This is a genomic window from Cylindrospermum sp. FACHB-282, from assembly GCF_014697195.1.
Taxonomy (GTDB): domain Bacteria; phylum Cyanobacteriota; class Cyanobacteriia; order Cyanobacteriales; family Nostocaceae; genus Cylindrospermum.
This window is the reverse complement of the sequence record NZ_JACJRJ010000004.1, coordinates 36,264-57,400: the sequence shown is the minus strand read 5'-3', so window position 1 is coordinate 57,400 and position 21,137 is coordinate 36,264. Positions and strand designations below refer to the sequence as shown.

The window sequence follows — 21,137 nt, the reverse complement described above, 5'->3', positions numbered from 1 at the left end:
GAATTTGGTACTCCAAATCAGTTAGTGGGCTACTTTTTGACCAATCTAGGTATTGTTGCCAATATAAATGCGTAAGTCCTGAGTAAGTTTATACTGCGGAAAATCCTTTTCGCTTACTCTTCAACCACCACCCCATAGAACCAGCAAACACTGTTCCTGCAATAGTCAGGGGTTCAGGAACAGGTTCTGCAACCTGTGTAATACTCACACTTGCTACTTCGGAATACTCTAAGTTTCCATTTTCAAAAGTTCTAAATGGTAATAAGCTAGCTTTTACTAGTTCATCTGCTGTTGGTTGAGAGTCATTTTCTACTAAAAATTCCGGTTTGAGAAGAACAGCTAGTACGGAAAAATCTTGAATGGTATAAAACTCTAATTTGTAGACTGGTGAAACACTAAGGTCTACAAAGATAGTACCATAACCATTTCGAGGTGAGGAAGAATAGCTCCCAGGCACTCTACTAACTTCTACAGACCAACTGCTGAGATCGTACCTACCATATTCTTCTTCTATATATCCATCTGTTGCAGATGGATTAGTAGAGAAAACTCCACTGAAAGTCTGCCCACTCTTCAACCTTCCCGATAGTTGAAAACTTGCAGCTTCGGCAGAAGTAATACTAGACGCTGTTGCTATTACTGTACCAACTATGACACCTGCCACTTTCTCTAGTAATTTCATCCTTCCCCTCAAGTTTAGATGCATAATATTTAGATGCGAATTAGACTTGTATACCCTTCAACATTTTCTCGTTGTTAGAGAAATCAAGCATTAATACTCAAATAGTTTACAGTATTTTGTTTGTAAGCGCTCAATAATCCGGGGTAAATCGTTCAGCGGCAAGCCTCAAATGGCGCAAAATCGTTTCTGTTCGGGTAGTCCGCCCCGACTTATTGAGCGGATACCTCACATCAATATGTTGGGACGTTATCATTTCTCTTTGCCTCTTGCAGTTATGCAGGGGAAAATGCGATCGCGTGATCCAGACAACCCTAATGAACAGGATGATTAGAATGCCTGTGTAGTAACCGTTTCAGCCTTAGGTAACTTTCTGTACCGTTGCTCATTTCACCCCATATACCGCAATTATCAAGAAAAATTTTCACTCACTTATTAGATAATATTGTTATATATACGATAGTTATGTGTAGATTGCCGCGATTACTAGCGCTTTTTTATCACAATAATTGAGTAATCTTAATGAATCTAGCTTTCTTAAAGTTGGAGCCAGAAGATATATTTCTCAAGGTAGAGATAAACCTCTTGTCTGAGTCTCTATATTTAATCTTTAAATAGGCACTTAAACATCAAAAATAGCCAATTATGGTAGCGTCTAAACACCCATAACAGCCAAACAAAAATGTACCACAAATTATTAGGAAAGAAAGGGTATAATACCCATTGCCTAGGGGAATACTAATGGCGTAGGTCTACAGGTGGCTTATTTTACCATGGGTGATCTTGCTACAGTCGGGGTTAAAATACCCTTCTTTAACAGTCTTTAATTTTGTTTAAATTTTGAATTGTTTTGCTTAAAACCAAAGAAATATCATATTAACTACAACTAATTTATGAAGAAGGCAATTAAAAAAATAAATCTGCTAATTCTTCATATTAAGTCCGAAAGTTCACACAAACAACAAATAATCTAAATATTAAATTACTCTGATTAAATTATCATGGATGAATGATTTTTCTCTAATTGTCTGATGAGTGATTTTTGATTTAGAAAGCAAGATTAACTTGATTGAATAGCAAAATGCTAAAAGCGACAAAAGTCAGATATTTGTCGCCGCAATCAATCATTTTTATAATGTCCGACAAGAATCTTTCAATTTTTTATAACTTGAGCAGTACAGTAACTATGAATGTCAAAAAAAAGCTAAAACAGTTACAAAAGTTAATTCCCAAAAATAGTCTGTATCTGCTGCAATATATTCACTCTAGCTTAGTAGGGAGGTGGATTTTAGATTGGGGAAGTAAGCCCCTAGCATTTAGCAAAAAATCAGCAATGGTTTTTTCTCCCCACCAAGATGATGAAACTTTTGGCTGTGGTGGAATGATTGCTCTGAAACGGGAGGAGGGAATACCAGTAATAGTTGCTTTTTTAACAGATGGAGGGGGAGCAGTTAGTTTAGATCCAATTTCGCAAAATGCAATCATCCAAATTCGCAAACAAGAAACGGTGACAGCATTAAGTATTTTAGGAGTTGATTCTTCAGAAATTCATTTTTTGGATCAGCAAGATGGGAAGCTGCGCGATTTAAGTCTAGAGCAAAGACAACAAACGATAGTGCAGATTGCTGAATTGCTGAGGTGTTATCAACCTGGAGAAGTTTATGTGCCTCATCGTAAAGATTGTCATAGAGATCACGAGGCTACTTATGAATTAGTCAAGGAAGCGATTACCCAAGCAGGAATTAAAGTTGAACTGCTACAGTATCCAATTTGGTTGTTCTGGAGATCACCGATATTTATTCTCTTGAAGTTACAGGATATTGCCGCGGCTTATCATCTTTCAATTGGATCTGTTCAGGACAAAAAAAATAGAGCAATTGCTTCATATGCTTCACAAAATCTGAGTTTACCCCGTGGGTTTATTCAGCGATTTATGTGGAAAGAGGAAATTTTCTTTAAAGCCAACAATTAGTAGTTGTGGCGATTAAGGATTTAGTGTAAACAGAGGTTGCATCTACATTGGTAACATGGGTGAGTTTGCCATGAGTAATCACTGTGGAGAAAATTTAAATGCGAATCTTACATATAACAAATCATGTACAAGAAATTGGTAATGGCATTGTAAATGTGGCAGTAGATATAGCCTGTTTGCAGGCACAAAATGGTCATGATGTGGCGATCGCCTCATCTGGTGGAGAATATGAGACATTACTAGCAAGTCATGGCGTTCACCACTATCAGCTAGATCAGTCGCGGACTTTACTAAATATGATCAAAGCTGCTTGGAGTTATCGAGAGATTGTGCAGGAGTTTCAGCCAGATATTGTCCATGCACACATGATGACAGGAGTTGTGCTAGCAGGGGTGATGAAAAATGGAGATGAATATAGTTTAGTTTCTACTGTACACAATGAATTTCAGCGTAGCTCAGTACTGATGGGAATGGCAGATCGGGTAATTGCTGTCAGTAATGCGGTAGCTGATTCAATGATCAGACGGGGGATACCTGCGAAAAAATTGCGCGTAGTTGCTAACGGCACCTTGGGGAGTCCCCGGCATCAGCATATTCAAGATTACCAACCCCTACCACTGCACCGACCGGCGATCGCTACTGTTGCTGGGATGTATAACCGCAAAGGCATCAGCGAGTTAATTGAAGCTTTTGTGAAAATTGCGACGGACTTTCCCGAAGCACATCTATATTTAGTCGGAGATGGCCCAGATCGGCCAATATTTGAGGCTATGGTGCAAAGTACACCTTTTGCTGAACGCATTCATTTTGAAGGCTTCCAGTCAGAACCACAACGCTATATGCTAGCTACAGACGTTTTCGTTCTGGCTTCACACTGTGAATCCTTTGGTTTGGTGTTAACAGAGGCGCGAGAAGCTGGTTGTGCGATCGTCGCTAGTGATGTAGACGGCATTCCTGAGACTTTAGATAATCGACAGGCTGGTATATTGGTGCCACCCAAAGATAGCGAGACTTTAGCTACTGCCTTGGCGCAATTACTCAGTAACCCCAAACTTCTATACAACTGGAAACACCGCGCCAAACAAAACCTAGAACGCTTCAACACCAGGCGGGTGCATCAAGAAACATTGGCTGTGTACCATGAATTAATTAGAAACTACGATGTCCCCAGGGTAATGGAAACCAGAGAATTGATGGTTGGTAAATAGATTCACCATTAGAAGGACTGGTAATGGGTAATGGGTAATGGGTAATTGGTAATTGGTAATTGGTAATGGGTAAGAATTTCATCTCAATTACCTATTACCAAACTCGGAGGCTATATGTACATAACTAGCAACTTGGGCTATTATTGCAACTTATAAGTTTTGAATCAACTGCTTTTGGGTGAGATGCATAGCAATTCCTTTCTCGTAATAAGCTGCTTCATTAATGAATACTGGATAAACAGTAGACTCTCCCTCATAGAATATTTCTTTGCCATCAAAAGTCACAAATAATGGCTCACCTGGATGCAGTGGTTCATAATCCCTAAACTGAAGCTGGGGGTGAATCATGGCTTGAATTTCACCCTCTTGATTTCTGGGATAATCGACAACACTAAGAGATTTGTAGAGTGTCAGTGTATTGCTTGTCTGGGGCGTTTTACCTTGATTATACCCTTCAAAATAGTCCAAAACAGCATAAACAAGCTGCTCTGTTTGTTGAAACAATTCGGCGTTTAAAATACCTTGAGCCACTGCACCGACTTCGATAACTAAACCCAATTCGCAGAGGGAACGGAGATATCCACTACCTCTAGCTTGCTGATGACTACAGACCTTGACTAAAGGGTTTATTGAACTTAGATATGCTGCTAACCGTAATAACAAAGGATGCATATCACCGAGGATGAGAGTTAACCCCATGTTGGCGGTTGTGGTGTGCAAATCAACAATTGCGTCCACTATGGGCTGATTTGGCGGTTGTAGAATCTGTTGAATTTCTTTGGCCCGCAAATCTTCGTAAGTTGAAAGTGTGATATCTTGCAAGACTGAATTGTGAAAGCAACGATTTAAATCTTTGTCAATGTACCGTCTGCCTTCTGCAATGGCTTTGGGATTACCGAGTAATGCTAAAGTTTCAAAACTTGACCTGTTGATCAAATTGCCATTCTGCTGAAACTTTTTGACTAGGTATACCCCGATTAACTCATTACCGTGGCTGCCTCCTACAATTGCCACTCGATTGATTTGATTCATAATTACCTCATGCATAAAAAAACTTTACCAGAAAAGCGGCAACCAGATGGCAGAAATACCGAGATTAAAAATTTAAATTTAAAATTTAAAATTAAGAAAATTTGATTTGATAGGGTTTCGGGCTTGTATCTGTCACATTATTTTTTTTAAGTTGCTATTAAATAAGAGCAATTCTAAATCATTGGTAGATAAAAATCTCCCCGACTTTTTTAAGAAGTCGGGGAGATGAAGTATTTCGAGTAGTTCTAAAAATTCTTTAACCCAGGAAGTGTTTTCGCTGTTGGCGTGAAAACATTAGGCAAAGCGGATCGCACTGCGTTAATGAAATTTTGAGCGTAATGCTGTGTAGAGAACTCTAGAGCGCGTTTTCGGGCGGCTGTAGCGGCAGTTTGGGCAAATTCCTGGTCATCAAGATAGCGGAGGATAGCGATCGCCAAAGCATCAGCATCACCATAAGGTGTCAGCAGTCCATTAACACCGTCGGTAATTATCTCCGGTGGCCCCCCAGCATTACCAGCAATCACCGGTTTACCCAAAGCCATCGCTTCAATAATCACAATCCCAAAGGGTTCATTATCAGAAGCATGAACAAATACATCCATCCCTTGCACCCATTCCGGGACGTTACGCTGTAACCCCGCCATAATTACCTGTTGGTTAAGTCCCAAGTCGGCGATTTGTGTTTTTACCAAATCCTCATAATCTGCTTCCAAATCATGCTTACCCCCAACCACTACACAATGGGCATCAGGATACTTTTGCAAAATTTTAGGCATTGCCTGAATCAGTACGTGTATGCCCTTCCAGCGCTGCAAACGCCCGACAATGCCAATTAACGGCCCATGCATTGGCAATCCTAGCTTCTCTCTTGCTGCTGCGGGAGTTGGGAGGATAGAAGGCTCGAATCGGTCTAAGGCGACACCAGGGTAGACTAAAGGTGTAGGTCTATGGGGCCAAATCTGGGACTGTGCTTTTTGACCATCTTTTGAGAGAGTGATGATCGCTCTTGCTGGTAATAAAGTGGCAAGACGCACCAACCAAGGCTTGTCATGAGGTGCTTCTAGCTGGTACCACACAGCAGGTAAACCGGCGATTATGGCTGCTAAACCGCCAGAGATATGGGTGATCCACATCCAATTAACGATCGCATCTACACCTTCTCGACGGGCGATCGCCGCTATCCGGAAAACAGCCGCCATAAAACGATGGACTTGGCGCAGACGTCCGCTTTCTACAACTCGCGTATCAATGCCAAAATTTTTCACTTGTTCCACCATTGGCCCATCTTCTAAAAAGATCACCAACCACTCAACCCCAGCATTACGCCCCTGTTGCATCAAATCCAAAAGCATCATTTCACCGCCGCCCCGTTGCTCGGCTAAGGGCATCACAACCATTAATTTCATAATTTATAGCAGTCCCATGAAAATTTTAAGATTTTCTTTTTTAACCAACTCAAAAAACCGCTCAAAATTTTGAATTTTGCTGATGTTGATGGTACTTATGTCCTGCCATAGCCATAGCAAAAAATCCCCAAAGAATCATACCCGCCACACTCAGCATGCCACTACCAATAATTAGCTGAGTACAACCACTAATGGCTATAGCGCGGGAAGTACTAAGAAAACTATCAAAACGAGCTTCACTATAATTGCTAACACTGAAAATCATCAATATGAGCGCACCCATATAAAAAATGGCACCAAACCACCCCAAGGTGAAAAACATATCTAAAATACCGCTGTCAATGACAAATACTTCTATTTGTCCTGTTTTTTCATTCACCTTCCAGATATTTCCTAACCCATTACCCCAACCATTAGAAAGGGCTAGACCAAGGTTTCTGTCATAGCTCCCGGATCTATCCTTAAAGCTGCCATCTTCTTGCAGATTAGAAAAAGTTTCTAATCGAGAAGTAACAACCTTAGAAATTGGTTCAATGGTGATTAATGGCACAACACACATTGCCATCACTAAGATTATGGTAATTAAGCGCATTTGCACCTTGGCTTTAGCTGAACCCATAATCATAATTACCCCTAATAACCAGCCTCCCCAGTTAGTACGGGCTTGAGCTAACAAAAATGATAAGTAACCAACAGATGAAGCAGGAAAAATTAATTTTCCTGAACTGGTCAATAACAGTAACAAACCAGTTTGCATCACAGCCCCAAAGGGCCCAACTGAGTGCAGCGTACTCCAGACGCGCATCCCAAAAGGAACAGGATTTCCCGAACTGCTATAGAGTTTTGATTCAATTAGCCAATATTTGTCCCACTCTGGTGCCACCACAAATTGATATATGCCGTAAGCGCCAGTAATCAACACACACCAAACAAATACACGCTGAATATGCTGGCGATAACTGGGATAATCTCGCCAGTTCACAAATAGGTGAAAACCAAAAATAATTGGACTAAGCCAGTCCAAAAGACCCCGTGCTACAGGAATTGGTGAGTTATAAATGAGTCCTACAAGGAAGCCATAGAAAACCCCAACAAAACCCAAAATAAAAGGTAAACCCCCTTGGCGATAAGCGCCAGGAAGGTGCCGAAAAAAAGTTATTATCGTCACTAACACCACTAAATAGGGCGCTATGAGCATTTGACGGGTGGGATCCCAACCAACTCGATAGTCAACTAAGCGAGCAGCTAAAGGAGTGAGAAACCAAATCCACCAGGTAAAGCCGATGTAGAGAATGGGATGCCGCAAGTATAAAAATAAGGCTACCACCAAAGCTGTCAGCGGAAACACTAGGCGCAACATGGCAGCAGCACCGGCAAAATAGCAAACTATGGTCAAGAGTACGAAGCCCAGAATTACTGTCCAAGCCTGTGGCGATCGCTCTTGAGGAGAAAAGTTATCTTTTAAAGAACTATTGAAAAGTATTTGTTTAGAAATCACTTTGTAATTGGTCATTGGTTATTGGTCATTGGTCATTGGTAAAAGTTTTTCCTAATCCCTAATCCCTAATCCCTAGTCCCTAGTCCCCAGTAAAGAGTCCCTAGTCCCCAATCCCCAGTAAAGAGTCCCCAATCCCTAATTCCTAATCCCCAGTTCCTGATATGTCTGCCATCCCTGCCAACGTCCACGCCAAGATGCCAGCAACTTTTTACCCACGAGTTGTCTTTGGCTGGGGAAAAGTCTTAGCCATTGGATTAAGCCCAAACTATCTCTAGTGCCTACTAATAATGCCCAGACCAAAAAGACAGCCCGACGGATAGGGGGCAAATGCTCTAGTAAAACGAGGGTTTCATTATGGACTAAATTAACTAGGGCAGTTTCATTAAAGTTTCGGCGCTGATCTTCATCAAAACGTTGTGCCGGATAGTGATCTACAGCAATGCTAGGATCATAAATAATCTTCCAACCAGCCCGTTTGAGGGTGAGGGTGAATGCCATTTCAAAGTGTACTTGGGCCCCTGTACCTCGCATTCGCTCATCAAAGCGCAATGTTTCAATGGCCTTGTGGCGAAAACTCATGTTCACACCTTTGAGAACATCGACTTCACGGGGTACACCAACACCCAGGTGATGGTTGCCAATCACGCGCCCAAACCACTGCAACTGACCGACTACTAGGCGGGAGTCATCTTCTAGTTTGCTGCCGTGGTGTATCCAATCACGCCCCCCAACAGCGCCAATGCAACTATCGGCGGTAAAGTGAGCGGTAATCTTCTCTAACCAATCGGGGTGGGGTGCGGCATCATCATCAGTAATGGAAATAATATCGCCCTCTACTGCTGCCAGTCCGGCGTTGAGAGCTGCTACTACCCCTGATTGTGTCACCTTGACAATTTGCAAGGGTAGGTTGTGGGGGTTGAATTGGGAGAGGAATTGCCAAGTTTCTGTATCTGTATCGCGGACTATGGCGATCGCCTGGGAAACTGGTCTAGTTTGTGCCTGTAGCGCTAAAAGGCAACGTGATAAATCTAGGGGACGGCGATAAGTTGGGATGAGAACTGTGTTCCTCATTCTGAATTAACTCCTCAAATAGATCCAGATATGTTTGGGCCATAGTAGTCCAGCTATGTTGTTCAGCCACTGAGCGAGCTGCTTCACCCATTCGCTGCATTTGTGAGCGATCGCTTACCAAAGACAACAATGCTGCGGCTAAAGCCTCTATGTCGTCTGAGTCGGGTAAAACGATCCCACATTCTGGTGTCACCAACTCTGCACCCCCCGTCGCGGTGGCAGTAATTACGGGTAGTCCGGAGGAAAGTGCTTCTAACAATACAAGAGTGCAAGCTTCGTAACGGGAAGGAAAGACAAATAAATCCACCGCCCGCATAATATCGGCAATATCACGCCGATATCCCACAAAATGCACCCGTTCAGTTAACCCTAGTTCTGCTGCTAGCTGGGGGAAGGGGCTACCTTCTGTATTCCCTACCACTGCTAAATGTAAATTGGGAACTTTTGCCAAGGCTTGCAGCACAGTATCTAGGTTTTTCCTGGGTGTGCGGATGTCTCCAGCAAATAAGGCCAAAGTGACATTCTCTGGTAGACCTAATTTTTGCCGGTAAGCCTCACCAGGAGAGAACTCTTGCAAGTCTACACCATTGATAATTACCCGAATTTTTGAACGGGGGACGCCAATGTTAACTAATTCCTGGGCTACTTTTTCTGATACCGCAACGACGACTTTGGCATTTTGGAAAGCCTGTTTTTCCCAACGGGCATTGGCCGCAGTAAATAGCCACTGGTAAAAACCATATAAATCTCGGCGGTTGCGAGAAATGTGTACAGGCGATCGCAGCCATGAACTGTGGACAAAATGCACCGCATTCACATCAGCAGTCGATCTAGTAATCGCTCCGTTGGCTTTGACTAAATCCAGGCGAGCGCGATTTTGCCGCAACCAATCTGCACTTTTTCTGGCAAAAAGATAATTCCGGATGAATTCTGTAGGATATCCTTTAACGGAAATTTCTACCCAGTTAACCTTACTACTTTCTTCTAGCTCTGATGCTACTTCACTGGCTAATAATGTCAGCTGATAACCACGATGAATTGCTTCCTGAGCAATTTCATAGTTTACCCGGCCCTGTCCATCACCTTTTTTAACTTTGTGGGTAACAATGCAAAGTTTCACACACCACCTCCCTTATAAAACTCAAAATTCTTTTATTAACAAGATGATCAGCGCCAAGACACTATTACCTTATTTGGCTGTTCCTAGCAATGGATTTGCTAAAAATCGCGGAATGAAACTGATAGTCAGTGCGACTATAGTCCGCAAATTAAATTTTTGTTGGCTCAATGCCTGCCAAAGATAAGGACGTGCTGCTGTTATCTGTTCCATCCGCAACATCCCAATTGCTAAAGTAGTATTAGCTGCTAACCATTGCTGTTCAAAGTGTTCTTTAAATTCCTCTAGACGAGAGTCTAACATCAAGGTTTGATAACAAAACATTTCGGTTTTAGCTTTGCAGATTTTTGCCCGCACATTTCGACTTCCACTGATCATAGTATCAGCTAGATCATGGGAACGATATTGGGTCAGTCTTTCTGGATAATAGTAAGCACCAAGACCAGATATACAGCAGAGGTAAGTTAAATATAAATCCCACATACCGCCAATTTCTGAAGGAATGCTATCCCAATCAATAATATGATTGCGAATTACACAAGCAGCAGCAGTTGCAATACTTTTATCAACTAACCCAATTTTGGTAAAAGGTTGATGAATTCCTGGGGCAAGTTTATCTCGGAGGTACGCGCGGGTATTTTCTTCAGTGCCAGCTTCCTTAATTTCTCCCTGGGCATCGATAATATATTGGTCGCAAAAAGCCAGAATTAACTCAGGATTTGCTTCTAGGGGTGGCACAAGTTTTGCTAAAAAGTCCTCATTCCACATATCATCATCATGAAGACTAGCAACGTATTTGCCTTGGGCCATTTTGAAGGCAGATAGTTGATTAGCAATCATGCCCACATTTTGTTTATGTCGCCAAAAACGAATGCGGGAATCACCAAAAGATTCGACAATTTGTTGGGGGTCTTCCAAACTACAATTATCAGAAACAATAATTTCAATATTTTGATAAGTCTGTTGGACGGCGCTGGCAATCGCTTGCTTGAGGTACTCTGGTCGATTATAGGTGGGGATAATTACACTGACTAGAGGTTCTACTACTAACTTGGTATTCATGGATACGAGCTTTACAAGGGTGAATTTTTATATTTACTTTCATCAGTTGATGCTAGACAATAATTGTCTAAGAATTTAGTTTAGTATATTGTTTTAATTTCGATAAATTGTCTCCAAGAAAGGGGATGCTATAAACACAGGATTGTAATACTTTGTGAGCTATTAGTCAGTTCAAGAATTAAAGTCAGCGATAGCTTTGGCGTAAATGTTTTCTAGTCGCTGAACGTGAACATCAATAGTAAATTCTTCCTGAAACCAAGCCTCACCTTGTATACCCATCAATCGGCTCAGGGAATAGTTTGATGCTAGTTCGTTGATGGCAGCAGCTAGCTGGGAAATGTGATTTGGTGGGACAAGGATACCTGTGACACCATTTTGCAGATGTTCGGGAATACCGCCGACAGCACTAGCAATTACGGGACGATAGCGGCTGTATGCTTCCAGGGTTACAAGTCCGGCAGGTTCAGGCCAGAAACTAGGAAAAACTACAGCCAAGCACTGTTGATAAAGTGTTGCTAATTTGTCGCTATTACACCAACCATGCCAAGTAATGCGATCGCTTAATCCCATCTGCTGGGCTAATTTTTCCATACTTGGTTTACCCCAACCATCACCAGCAATGTCGAGATGGACTCGCTGATCAGTTTTTGCTAACGCTTTAATTAGCCATTCAATGCCTTTATAGGGGACGATGCGACCAACAAATAAAATTCGTTGATTTTGATGAATTTCCCGGCTCAGAGGTTCAGTAGTACCTTTAGGTGATTGCACACCACAGCGCAGTGTCACCACCCGCTCAGGTGATAGACCACTACTAATAATTTGCGATCGCACATAATCACTATTGGCAATCACCGGAATACTGAGTTTTTTGACCGCATCTAAAAAATTGTAAGTATTCTGCCAGTTAAGCAAAATATTTTGCGGTCTGCGACTCCCACAGCCGTCTACCAAATGTCCCCAAGCACATCCCAGGGGGTGCATATTGCGATCGCATTGTTTACCACGATCTGCTAAATATTTTGTCCCACTAGGACAGTAGTTAGAGTGATTATGCAGAGTAAATACTGCTGGACATTCTTCCCGCAGGTCTACCAGCATATCTGGGTCATGAATATGGAGCAATTTGAACTGCCTTTGTTCCAGATTCTTCAGAGAACTAATTGTCCGGTTACTCACCCCAGAAATTTGCGAATTTACCAAAGAAGCTACATAAGTTTCTATGCCACCACCCCCTCGAATATCCGCAGTGGTGCAATGGTGGATCATTTGCTGTTCAATCAATGTTGAATTCATAATTTCAGTCTTTTCTCTCTAGGTGAAATGATTAAACTATAACTAGATAAAACTAGCTATTTTTGATAACCCACCCTACATCTATGCAACTAGCTAATTAACTCTTGATTTCTAAATATCTCGCACAAATTTTGCTGGTAAATTTCTTGATTTTGTTGCTCCGATGTTATTCTAGCAGCTTTTCCCATTTCTGTTCTAGTTGCTTGATTTTCCGCTAAAAATATGAGGTTTTCCGCCAAAATTTCCACATTTCTAGGAGGGACAATAAAACCATTAACACCATTAGACACTACATCAGCCGCCCCACATTGAGAAGTAACAATTACAGGCAATCCACAAGCCATGGCTTCTAAGGCCACCAAGCCGAAACCATCTTCAACAGAAGGTAAAACTAAAACCGAACATTTGCCAAAAACTTCTGTAGGATCAGTCCGACTAAAATCCCAAAACTCCTGTTTAATATTGGCGTGTTGACTTAACGCATCTTCGATTAATATTCGCAAAGCACGAGTTGAAGTGCCCCCAACTATTAAAAGTTCCGAGTTAGGAATCTTGGCTTGAGAAAAAGCATTAATCAAATATGGAACCCCTTTACGAGGTTCAATTGTCCCTACATAAAGCACCCGAAAAACTTCATCAATTTTCCGAACCGGACGAAATCTGACCCCATCAACAAAAGGTGTGAGCACCGCAACTTTTTCTGGTGCAAATCCAGCTTGTACAAAAGTTTGTTTTGCCACTTCTGAAAGTACAACAATTAAATCAGCTTGCACACACTCCCCTAAAAATCGTTGCAGCATCATCGGATTCATACTAGCCACAGTGGCTTCAGAGAGCATCTGCATCTCTTGCTGAATTTGTGCTTGCATAAAGGGAAGATAATTATTGAGACAATATAGCCAAGCCTTTGCACCTTTTGCTTTAGCTACCTTAAATCCCAAATTAGTTTGACCTGCTACCCCCATAATTAAATCACAGGATTGAGATTTTAATCTTTTGCTCACCTGGCGATCAAAATATAAATCACTGAGGAGCACAGCCCAATCATGACGACGACGTAACAAAGGGGTAGTAAGTAATCGTTTGCTCCAAGGAGAATTTCCCACAGGATGAACTGGAAAATCAGCTGGTGGTTTTTCCAAACCAGCGCAAAATACAGTTAAATCTGCGATCGTACTTAACCCTGCTGCTGCATTTGCCAAGCAAACGCCTTGTCCTCCTGTCCCCAAACCTGTGTTGCAAGTGAGTGTAACTTTCATAAATTTGAGTGACCAATAGTTAGTTTTCAGCAAACTTTATCGAAGATTTTTAAATAATCTTGGACTAAGTTTATATAGCTAAGTTCCCGTTGGATATCTGTACGATCAAACCTCAGAGGAGAGCCAGACAATTTAGCGGCTGCTAGCATTATTAGGTAATTTACCTACTCTGATTGAGTGTTTTCATATTGCATTTGGTGATATTTCCACAGCTTACCTTGAAGCTCAAGTAGTTCTTGATATTTACCCTGCTCTACTATCCGTCCCTGTTCTAAAACCACAACCTTATCTGCTTTTGCAATAGTAGAGAGACGGTGAGCAATTGTAATTACTGTTCGACCAATAGACAGCTTTTCTAATGATTCTTGAATTAAACGCTCAGATAGAGAATCTAAAGCACTCGTAGCTTCGTCCAAAATCAAAATCTCTGGGTTCCGCAGCAAAGCTCGCGCAATTGCAATTCGCTGCCTTTGTCCTCCAGACAACCGCACACCTCTATCTCCTAGCTGTGTATCAAAACCTTCAGGCATTTCTAAAATAAATTCCAATGCATTCGCCAGTTGAGCAGCTTCATGAATTTCAGCTTCAGTAGCGTCTGATGCACCGTAAGCAATATTGTTCCAAACAGAAGTGTTGAAAATAAATGTATCTTGACTAACGACAGCTATCTTTCTACGTAGAGAGTTAATTTCAAAGTGCCGTACATCAACTTCATCGATGAAAATATAGCCATCTGTAGCATCATAAAATCGGGGAATTAAATCGGCAAGTGTTGTTTTACCAGCACCAGATGCTCCAACTAGTGCTGTCATTTTTCCCCGTTCAATGGTAAGTGTAATATTATTTAGCACTCGCTGATTATCACTGTAGCCAAAATCCACAGATACTAGATCGATTGACCTGGCTAAACGTTGAAACTCAATTTTTCCATTATGAAAGTAAGTTTTATCATCAGTTCTCAACAAGTTTTTAATATTGTCTGCTGAACCTTGAAGAGTGCTGATAAATGCTCTGGTGCCATTAATATCTTGAATAAATGGGACAAGGCGAAAAAGTACAAAGAAAAAGGTGAGTAAAGAAGCAACTTGTAGCGTGCCATTCACCACAAAGTTAGTGAAAGCCAAAATAATCATCCCCACCAGCACCGCAGTAGCGACAGCTTCAGCAATTGGCCTTACCAGTGTCCAAGTTAAAACAACTTTAGTTGAACTACTAACTACTTGATCACTAGCTTTATAGTAACGCTGACGCTCTAACTCTTGAGTGCCACAGGCGTGAACTGTGCGAATACCATTAATAAATTCTATAGCTATTGATGTAAAATTAGCATTAGCAATTGTCATACCAAAACTTGTTTCTCTCACTCTGGCATTCAAATTTGACAATCCGACGCCTAAAAGGGTAAATAAAAATACAGAAATTAGCGTCATTTGCCATGAGAGCAAAAACATGGTAGTTAAGTAGACCGTAGCTGTCAATCCTCTGGTGAGCAAAAATGCTCCCCCACTGAAACCCTGTCTGATCCTCTCAATTTCTGTAGTGATTGTGTTAATCAGTTCACCTGAACGAGTTTGAGCAAAATAACTGAGTGATAAGGATTGCAACTGTTCAAAAATTTGCTTACGTAAGCGATCGCCAAGATGTAGTTGAGCTAATTCTGTGTATACTTGTCCAAAGTAATTGAAGGTCGCACGTATCAAAGTACTTAATAAAATTAGCCCAGATATGCGATATAGTCGGCTAATTGCCGAGGTATTAACACCCAATATCAAATTATCAAACCATTCTATTCCTATATGAATTGGTTCGGCGCTAGGGCTAGTTAAATTCTGTAAAAACGATAGCAAAAACCCAAGGCTAACACCTTCAAATGTTGCTGCCAAAAATGAAAATATTAAGGCAAGGATAGCAATTTGGCGAAAGTGCTTAAATTCTTGCAAAATCAAAAAGTTTTCCTGCCAAAATCTAGTAGCCTTGAGCAGATTGCTGAGTGGTTGAGAAAGTTTACGATGCATGGATATTTTTCAACAATAGTTTGGCAAGGAAGACAGACCACTATAGATGCTATGCTAAAAATTTTTTATCTAGATAGAGTGCAGTAAATGAATTAAAAAATTACCGCACTGCTTTCCTAAAGTCATTTTTGCAAAATTGAGGAGAGGAAAAATAACTTGACTGGGTGTGAATTTGTGGGGAGTAACTACTGGCTATAGTATAGCTGTGTGGCTGTCATCAAAAGGTTTTTCAGATATGACTTGACCAGTAGCTAGGGTAATTAATGTCCTAGACGAACCGAATAATTCAGCCAAAATCACAATGCTTTGCTACCTAAATGCAACATTTAGACTGTTCTTCTACGTCCCATGAAGCCGTAATTCCTGGTAGCTGATTGAGTTTTTGTTGCCTTTCTGAACTTAGCCGTACAGCATCTTCTAAAGTCCAACAACGAGGGCTAATCAAACTCATCTCACCCCGTAGCACATTCCATAATTGAGGCAGATTGTCTAAACCAGACTTACATAGCCAGTGCCCTAGAGGTGTGATGTTTTCCTTGACAGTTGTCTGAAACTTGATCGCTCGAAAGAGTTTACCCCGCTCTCCAACAGACCACTCACGGGAAAAAAGCAACCCTGGTGAGTAAATGCACATCAGCAAAACCAATACCAGCATCACTGGACTCAGTATTAGCAGCAAAACCAAGGCAGTAATCCAGTCAATTGGCCGCTGAAACCACCTCAAAATTCGGCTACCTTGTTTCGTTCGTTTATTGCCAGAGGGTATGCTGAGGAATATTGGCTTATTAGCTTGCTCACAGGCATCTGCCCAAAACCGTAGTAAAGCCTCACCCAGCGTTGGATCTATACTCACCAAATTGGCAGGGGAATGTTTTAAGCACTCTACTAACGATTCCTTTCTATCCAGTAAAGGCAGATATGGCTGTTTTACAAGTCTTGGCTGCTTGACCAACAACTGACCCCGTCTCCATTGAAGTGTGCAGTATGGGGAGGGATAATCTTGGTAGTGCTGGGGCACAGTATAATTACTCTGTGAACTGGGAATTATTGACGTTGTCATATTTCTTTCAATTTATACAGTAGTAGATTGCTGACCTCATATCCCAGGCTAGGAATGCCAAAGATTCCGATCTGAGTGTTGTTGCTTTAAAACACTGGAGATAACTGGCTGCGAAAATATACTATTTTGTCTTGTATAACTTGCTTTCCAGACAAGCCCACATCTTGCGAAATTCTGCAAGTGCAATATCTACAGAAAACAACAATACTAAGTAAGCAGGCAGCAACTAAAATAACTGGGGAGCTAGTTAGGACACTTGGCCTTCTCCCTAAAGATTGGGTTGCTAGGGAGGTGCAAAGGCAATTCATTCCATCACCCCTTGGGAAAAACCTGTCCACTCTTACCTTCTAACTTTTTGGGATGTAGCTCTCAATCTCTAGAATATAAGACTCTGTAGAAATATCTATTGTTTAGACAAATTCTTTATTTACTCTTTAAACAGACCTTGCTTTTGTCAATAAAATATTAAGATATGATGAATTCAGCCAATTTAAACTGATGAAAATAGAAGAAATATGTTGGCAATAAAAAAGCTCAATGATTACAAATAATCCAATTAAGTAAAATTCGTAACTTTTGGGAGTGATTCAACCAAATTAAATCTTAAACATCTCTCTAAAGCCTTTTGCTGCAAGGAGATAGACTTTAAATGTTCCTTAGATAAACTCTAGTATGACTGGGGGATTAGATGTATTTTATGTCCTTTAATGTCAGCCAATTAATTAATTTAATTATGGGTTTTAAAGAGGCATGATCGGTAATAAGTATTACTGAAATATCAGAATATATGTTTAAAAATTCAACTGTTGATAGTTGACAATTAACAGTTAATCCCAGTCCATAGCGACCCTAAATTATTAGTGATAGGGCAGCGTGGCGTTAGCCATAGAAAAAGACCCCCAACATCTCTAAGAAGTCGGGGATCTGAGCCTGGCGATTTTCACAAATCAAATAGGATGAAAGCCGCTCTGCCGTCACTTATGAGTAGACCGTGGTGAATAGTTAGAAGAATCTAGCTATTTTTCCACAGCTTGTTGTAGCGCTAATAGTTGTTGCTTGGGATAGGGTACGTAAGCACTGCTAGAGTTTGATACTCCATTTGCTACAACCCCAATGAGATTTAACTTACTCAACATAGCTGTAGCTTGGGTAAGCTGGGTTCTTGTCACTCTCCCAATGCTGGCCACCATGACGACACTCCGACAAGATGAGGCCGTAAGCATGGCATCGACTAAGCCGAGAACAGGTGGGGCATCTATGAGTACCAAATCATAGTTATCCTCAAATGCTGCCATCAATTGCATCATTCGAGGGGAACTCAATAAATTAGCTGGGTCACCAGGGGTTGGCCCGGCGGTCAAAATATCGATGTAAGATGAGCCTGAATATGGAACACCAATCTGATGGGGTAGGGTGACATCACTTGCTAGTAGTGTTGATAGACCCTGTTCATTAGGAAGATTGAGCTGTGTATGCAGACTGGGAACCCGTAAGTTGGCATCAATCAGCAGTACTCTTTTGTGTAACCGGGCGGCACTCATGGCCAAACCCAGTGCCAAAGCTGACTTACCGTCATCTGGCAAAGCCGAAGTGACCATCAAAGATTTCAAGTCAGATACGGGATTTAAAAGTTCAATATTTTTATAAATTAGATCCAGCGATTCCCAACGTGGTGGGGATTGCAGTACCTGAATTGTCCAAGGGGCAAGGATTTCTGGCTTACCGAAAGGCAATTTGATCACTGATTCTCTCTTGTTGGCTGGCGGCAATTTGGGAGTTGTTCCCAACAACGGCAGAGCCACCTGCTTCTCTAACTCAGCAGTGGTATGAACCGAATCATCAGATGCTTCCCGAATAAACGCCGCAATGCCTCCTAACATTAACCCCACCACTGCACCCAACAAGAGATTCTGCTGGAGGTTTGGCCCCAACTGCACGCCTTTTTGGGGTTCTTCCACCACTTCCCAATTAAACCCACCCTTGGAAAGTTCCTGGCGCAATTGCTGCTCCGCTCTTAACAATTGCTCTAATCTTTCACGGCTAAATTGTAACTGCGGTAGTATGCGATTGTAATAAGCCAACAGAGAGGGGAAGCGTTTGAGTTGCAGACGTAGGTCGTTCTCTTTCTGTGCCAAAGTTTGATCGCGAGCGCTTAAAGCAACTATATTAGTCTGGGTTTCTACTAGCTCACCGGCGAGGTTGAGGTCAATTTGACCGAGTTGTCCTTGTTCGAGGAGAGTTTCTCCGAAAGTGAATGCACCGGCAGACTGTGCGCCTAAGGTTCTTCCTACCTCTTTTTGCAATAGTATTTTCTGGCTCTGGAGTTGTTCTATCAGTTTTTGCACACTCGGAGTATCATCGGTGAAGCGCAAGCGTTCCTGGCCTAGAGCCAGTTCTGTTTTCTGAATTTCGTTGAGTAACCCTTGATAGCGAGTAGACTGACTGAGGCGGGAAGAAACCAGGGCGTTTTGCGGAGATCGGTTAAGTTGTTCTTCCAAAGATTTTTGGCGCGCTAAAGCTTCTTCATATTGAGAACGAGCTGTTTGTCGCTCTTGTTCAATAGTGTTTAAGGTTATCTCGATAGCTTTGGCCTGTGACTCAGGATCAATTAAATTCTGGTTTTTGCGAAACCGTTGGAGGTTTGCTTCAGATGCATTTACTTCGTCACTGGCCTTTCTCAACTGTTCTCTGATAATTTGCAGACCTTTCTGTAACCGCGAATCTTGCTGTTGTTTGTTATATTCCACATAGACTTGGCGGATAGCAGCGAGAACTTTTTGTGTCTTCTCTGGATCTGTATCGGTATATTGAACTTGAAAGATTTTTGTGGCCACGTTATCTTCTTTAGTTCTTAATTGATTTAAGACTAAAGAGGTTTTAACTTCACTGACAGTTATATCTGGATATTCAGGGTGAAGTTTATCAACTGCTTTTTGAATAAGTCCAGAACTCTGCATTAAGTTTTGCTGGGTTGCAGTGTCTATCTCAACATTAGAGTCGGTAAACTGGCTTTCTACTCCAGCTCCTACTTTTTTACCTTGATAGTTAGGCTCTACTAGCAGCTGCATGGAGCTTTTGTAGGTAGGATGAGTTTTAAAAGTTACTATACCTGCGATAGCGGTAGAACTAATAAATACTAGTAAAAACCAAGGAAATCTGCGGATAAGCACTGCAAACAGTTGCCCATAACCTGGTTCTGTTTCTGGAACCGGAGTTATATGGGGATTTAGACTATTTTGAATCACGTTTATTATCCTTAAACTAAGAAATCAAATGATTGAGGTACGCCACACACTTGATAGATAATTTTCTCGACCTTACTAAAAAAAGCTAGCTCTGAAAAATTCGTTACAGCATGATTACGGATATTTTCGTAATTCCAAGTAATTTCCCTGGACTCTAGTAATGCAGCTTGTAAAGATTCGGGGGTTTGTCTTTTAAAAAAGACTCCTGTTTTACCAGGTATTTGAGTATCTAATACCCCACCTGCTCCATAGGCAATGACTGGTGTTCCGCTAGCGTTGGCTTCTACTGGCACTAATCCATAGTCTTCTAAGGCAGCAACAATAATAGACTTTGCTTTAGAAAATAAGTCTTTGCGTGTGCCATCACTGACGTGTCCCAAGAATTCGATGTTGGGTAATGCCTTGGATTTTAACCTTTCTTTTTCGGGCCCGTCACCTGATATTAGTAATCGGCATCCTAGCCAATTAAAAGCTTCGACTATTATATCAAGACGCTTGTAACTGATCATTCTAGCTGAGGCGAGATAGTAGTCGTCTTTTGTATCAGAAAAGACAAAGTTACTGGTATCAATTGGATAGTTTATTACTATCGCTTGTTTGCCGTAAATATTTTGAATGCGGCGGGCAACAATGCTCGAATTAGCTATATAAAAGTCAGGTTCCTGAGCGTATTTCAGGTCTACATTTCTCATTAGTTGAAAAACTTGCTCAATTAAAGGCGCGAAATAGCGATAGTCGCCGTATTCGCGTAAATATGTTTCTGTATCCCACAAGAAGCGGGTAACATTATGACAAAAACAAATATGGTGTGCATCTGGACGTTTTTGCACTGCTTTTGCGAAGCTGGTGCTACTGCTGATAATTAGATCGTAGTCTTGCAAATTCAAGGATCGAAAGGCTGGAAAATATAGGGGAGCTATCAACCTAAAGTGCTTTGCTGCTCCCGGAATTTTCTGCAAAAAGGTTGTGTTAATGATCCGCTCACCCAGGTCTATAGTTTTTTGTGGATCGTATAAAGAGGTAAAAATGTCGGCTTCTGGGTAGCGTTTACAAAGCAATTCAAACACGCGCTCTGCGCCACCCCGTTGGGTTAAGTAATCATGGACGAGAGCAATTTTCATGAATGTTCCCCTATACTTTGCTTTTTTGATTAGGTTCTTAGCTGATTAGCCTGCAAAATCGACATAAATCTAGTCAACTTCCTGTTTGCGGCTGGT

At 41.5% G+C, this 21,137-nt stretch carries 16 protein-coding genes; 3 read left to right on the top strand and 13 right to left on the bottom strand.

Translation table 11 applies throughout. The annotated features are described in order from the left end of the window. Positions 1 to 88 precede the first annotated feature (88 nt). Positions 89 to 682 (bottom strand): PEP-CTERM sorting domain-containing protein, encoded by a 594-nt coding sequence (locus H6G32_RS03145; RefSeq protein WP_190454646.1) that lies wholly within the window; start codon positions 680 to 682, stop codon positions 89 to 91. A 169-nt stretch (positions 683 to 851) separates the two neighbouring features. On the opposite strand from H6G32_RS03145, the gene H6G32_RS03140 reads away from it, so the two are divergent. The 3 genes from H6G32_RS03140 to H6G32_RS03130 all read left to right on the top strand — a co-directional run bounded on the left by H6G32_RS03140 (position 852) and on the right by H6G32_RS03130 (position 3,859). Continuing rightward, a complete protein-coding gene (locus H6G32_RS03140; RefSeq protein WP_190454642.1) occupies positions 852 to 1,013 on the top strand; it encodes a hypothetical protein in 162 nt (53 codons plus the stop codon). Positions 1,014 to 1,865: 852 nt separating this feature from the next. Next, on the top strand, positions 1,866 to 2,651 hold the full coding sequence (locus H6G32_RS03135; RefSeq protein ID WP_190454639.1) for a PIG-L deacetylase family protein: 786 nt from the start codon (positions 1,866 to 1,868) through the stop codon (positions 2,649 to 2,651). A 98-nt stretch (positions 2,652 to 2,749) separates the two neighbouring features. Continuing rightward, positions 2,750 to 3,859: a glycosyltransferase family 4 protein gene (locus tag H6G32_RS03130; RefSeq protein ID WP_190454637.1), complete on the top strand. Its 1,110-nt coding sequence runs from the start codon at positions 2,750 to 2,752 to the stop codon at positions 3,857 to 3,859. Between the two features lie 150 nt (positions 3,860 to 4,009). Here H6G32_RS03130 and H6G32_RS03125 read toward each other — a convergent pair whose 3' ends face one another. The 12 genes from H6G32_RS03125 to H6G32_RS03070 all read right to left on the bottom strand — a co-directional run bounded on the left by H6G32_RS03125 (position 4,010) and on the right by H6G32_RS03070 (position 21,041). Continuing rightward, a complete protein-coding gene (locus H6G32_RS03125) occupies positions 4,010 to 4,891 on the bottom strand; it encodes an aspartoacylase (RefSeq protein WP_190454635.1) in 882 nt (293 codons plus the stop codon). Between the two features lie 245 nt (positions 4,892 to 5,136). Next, a complete protein-coding gene (locus H6G32_RS03120; protein ID WP_190454632.1) occupies positions 5,137 to 6,297 on the bottom strand; it encodes a glycosyltransferase in 1,161 nt (386 codons plus the stop codon). Positions 6,298 to 6,358: 61 nt separating this feature from the next. Then, positions 6,359 to 7,795 (bottom strand): O-antigen ligase domain-containing protein, encoded by a 1,437-nt coding sequence (locus H6G32_RS03115; RefSeq protein WP_190454927.1) that lies wholly within the window; start codon positions 7,793 to 7,795, stop codon positions 6,359 to 6,361. Positions 7,796 to 7,930: 135 nt separating this feature from the next. Beyond that, on the bottom strand, positions 7,931 to 8,866 hold the full coding sequence (locus tag H6G32_RS03110) for a glycosyltransferase (RefSeq protein WP_190454629.1): 936 nt from the start codon (positions 8,864 to 8,866) through the stop codon (positions 7,931 to 7,933). Next, the gene (locus tag H6G32_RS03105) at positions 8,784 to 9,986 is read right to left on the bottom strand and encodes a glycosyltransferase family 4 protein (protein ID WP_190454627.1); all 1,203 of its coding nucleotides are present in this window, start codon (positions 9,984 to 9,986) and stop codon (positions 8,784 to 8,786) included. Before H6G32_RS03105 ends, H6G32_RS03110 begins: the two co-directional genes overlap by 83 nt. A 69-nt stretch (positions 9,987 to 10,055) precedes the next feature. Next, a complete protein-coding gene (locus tag H6G32_RS03100; protein WP_190454624.1) occupies positions 10,056 to 11,045 on the bottom strand; it encodes a glycosyltransferase family 2 protein in 990 nt (329 codons plus the stop codon). 171 nt (positions 11,046 to 11,216) lie between these two features. Continuing rightward, positions 11,217 to 12,341 (bottom strand): glycosyltransferase family 4 protein, encoded by a 1,125-nt coding sequence (locus tag H6G32_RS03095; protein WP_190454621.1) that lies wholly within the window; start codon positions 12,339 to 12,341, stop codon positions 11,217 to 11,219. An 89-nt stretch (positions 12,342 to 12,430) separates the two neighbouring features. After that, entirely contained in the window at positions 12,431 to 13,600 is a 1,170-nt protein-coding gene (locus tag H6G32_RS03090) for a glycosyltransferase family 4 protein (protein WP_190454617.1), read from the bottom strand. 164 nt (positions 13,601 to 13,764) lie between these two features. Next, on the bottom strand, positions 13,765 to 15,615 hold the full coding sequence (hepA, locus tag H6G32_RS03085) for a heterocyst formation ABC transporter subunit HepA (RefSeq protein ID WP_190454614.1): 1,851 nt from the start codon (positions 15,613 to 15,615) through the stop codon (positions 13,765 to 13,767). A 313-nt stretch (positions 15,616 to 15,928) separates the two neighbouring features. Continuing rightward, a complete protein-coding gene (gene hepC, locus H6G32_RS03080; protein ID WP_190454611.1) occupies positions 15,929 to 16,675 on the bottom strand; it encodes a heterocyst development glycosyltransferase HepC in 747 nt (248 codons plus the stop codon). A gap of 1,016 nt (positions 16,676 to 17,691) precedes the next feature. Beyond that, the gene (locus H6G32_RS03075; protein ID WP_190454608.1) at positions 17,692 to 19,920 is read right to left on the bottom strand and encodes a GumC family protein; all 2,229 of its coding nucleotides are present in this window, start codon (positions 19,918 to 19,920) and stop codon (positions 17,692 to 17,694) included. 11 nt (positions 19,921 to 19,931) lie between these two features. Continuing rightward, positions 19,932 to 21,041 carry a glycosyltransferase gene (locus H6G32_RS03070; protein ID WP_190454604.1) on the bottom strand — a complete coding sequence of 370 codons (1,110 nt, stop codon included), beginning with the start codon at positions 21,039 to 21,041 and terminating at the stop codon, positions 19,932 to 19,934. Between the last annotated feature and the right edge of the window lie 96 nt (positions 21,042 to 21,137).

Coding starts and splice junctions, on each gene's coding strand:
- H6G32_RS03145 (WP_190454646.1), bottom strand. CDS start 682: ATGAAATTACTAGAGAAAGTGGCAGGTGTCATAGTTGGTACAGTAATA.
- H6G32_RS03140 (WP_190454642.1), top strand. CDS start 852: ATGGCGCAAAATCGTTTCTGTTCGGGTAGTCCGCCCCGACTTATTGAG.
- H6G32_RS03135 (WP_190454639.1), top strand. CDS start 1,866: ATGAATGTCAAAAAAAAGCTAAAACAGTTACAAAAGTTAATTCCCAAA.
- H6G32_RS03130 (WP_190454637.1), top strand. CDS start 2,750: ATGCGAATCTTACATATAACAAATCATGTACAAGAAATTGGTAATGGC.
- H6G32_RS03125 (WP_190454635.1), bottom strand. CDS start 4,891: ATGAATCAAATCAATCGAGTGGCAATTGTAGGAGGCAGCCACGGTAAT.
- H6G32_RS03120 (WP_190454632.1), bottom strand. CDS start 6,297: ATGAAATTAATGGTTGTGATGCCCTTAGCCGAGCAACGGGGCGGCGGT.
- H6G32_RS03110 (WP_190454629.1), bottom strand. CDS start 8,866: ATGAGGAACACAGTTCTCATCCCAACTTATCGCCGTCCCCTAGATTTA.
- H6G32_RS03100 (WP_190454624.1), bottom strand. CDS start 11,045: ATGAATACCAAGTTAGTAGTAGAACCTCTAGTCAGTGTAATTATCCCC.
- H6G32_RS03095 (WP_190454621.1), bottom strand. CDS start 12,341: ATGAATTCAACATTGATTGAACAGCAAATGATCCACCATTGCACCACT.
- H6G32_RS03090 (WP_190454617.1), bottom strand. CDS start 13,600: ATGAAAGTTACACTCACTTGCAACACAGGTTTGGGGACAGGAGGACAA.
- hepA (WP_190454614.1), bottom strand. CDS start 15,615: ATGCATCGTAAACTTTCTCAACCACTCAGCAATCTGCTCAAGGCTACT.
- hepC (WP_190454611.1), bottom strand. CDS start 16,675: ATGACAACGTCAATAATTCCCAGTTCACAGAGTAATTATACTGTGCCC.
- H6G32_RS03070 (WP_190454604.1), bottom strand. CDS start 21,041: ATGAAAATTGCTCTCGTCCATGATTACTTAACCCAACGGGGTGGCGCA.